The 1,361-nt window shown below is 43.3% G+C and carries 1 protein-coding gene and 1 pseudogene; both read left to right on the top strand.

Annotated elements, in window-relative coordinates:
• Nucleotides 1–290, top strand: a pseudogene (locus AB5935_RS26300) (polysaccharide deacetylase family protein); the annotation flags it as partial.
• A gap of 13 nt (nucleotides 291–303) precedes the next feature.
• The coding region (locus AB5935_RS26295; RefSeq protein ID WP_368327904.1) for a glycoside hydrolase family 88 protein at nucleotides 304–1,361 on the top strand (1,058 nt) is incomplete at its 3' end.

Below are 1,361 nucleotides of genomic sequence, written 5' to 3'. Positions count from 1 at the left end.
AGATTTGGGTAGGTACGTTTCGTGAAGTGGCTGCTTATATAAGTGAGAGGGATGATATTCGATTAAACGTTTCCACACATAAGAGAGGATTGACGATTACTCCTGAAATGACATTGGACAAGAAAATGTATACAGAACCATTAACCATGGTGCTTGTGGGAGAAGCAGTAGAAAAGGTGTCTGTGAAACAAGGTAAAAAGCAGCTTTCCGCACATATTTCCGGAGATAAAGTTCTTTTCGATTTCAATCCGTATGCAGGGAAAATTAAAGTAAGTTTCAACAATAAATAATCTAAGAATGTACATGAAAAATAAATTAGTACTATTACTCTTTTTCATATTGACAGGTGCTGTCAGTGTAAATGCTCAAAACTTGCCCGATCAAAAGGAAACATTGGAGGTCATGAAGAAAGTGAACGGTTACTTTATGAAAAAGTATGCCGATTATACTATCCCCAGTTTTTATGGTCGTGTACGTCCCAGTAATATCTGGACACGTGGCGTATATTATGAGGGGCTGATGGCGCTCTATTCTATTTATCCGCGTGAGGATTATTATAAGTATGCCTACGATTGGGCTGATTTTCACAAATGGGGAATGAGAAACGGCAATACCACCCGTAACGCCGACGACCATTGCTGTGGACAAACGTATATCGACTTATATAATATTTGTCCGTCAGACCCGAACATGATCCGGAATATCAAAGCAAGTATCGATATGGTAGTGAACACCCCGCAGGTGAACGACTGGTGGTGGATTGACGCTGTACAGATGGCAATGCCTATTTTTGCTAAATTCGGAAAGATGACTGGGGAACAGAAGTACTACGACAAGATGTGGGATATGTACTATTATACACGCAGTCAGCACGATGAAACCGGTATGTTCAATCAGAAAGACGGTCTGTGGTGGCGCGATCAGGATTTCAATCCTCCCTATAAGGAGCCTAATGGAGAGGATTGCTATTGGAGTCGTGGAAACGGATGGGTATATGCTGCTTTGGTGCGTGTCTTGGATGAAATTCCCTCTGACGAAAAACACCGTCAGGACTATGTCAATGATTTCCTGACCATGAGCAAGGCATTGAAGAAGTGTCAGCGTGAAGACGGTTTCTGGAATGTCAGCCTTCATGATCCGACGAACTTCGGAGGCAAAGAGACTTCCGGAACAGCGCTGTTTGTATACGGTATGGCTTGGGGAGTTCGTAACGGACTGCTCGACCGTAAAGAATATCTTCCCGTCCTTTTAAAAGCGTGGAACGCTATGGTGAAAGATGCCGTACATCCGAACGGATTCCTGGGATATGTACAAGGTACGGGTAAGGAGCCCAAAGACGGTCAGCCGGTTACTTATAAGAG

It is taken from the genome of Phocaeicola sp. RTP21198st1_B8_RTP21198_201120, from assembly GCF_040929485.1.
Lineage (GTDB): Bacteria > Bacteroidota > Bacteroidia > Bacteroidales > Bacteroidaceae > Phocaeicola > Phocaeicola dorei.
This window is presented reverse-complemented; position numbering and strand designations above follow the sequence as displayed.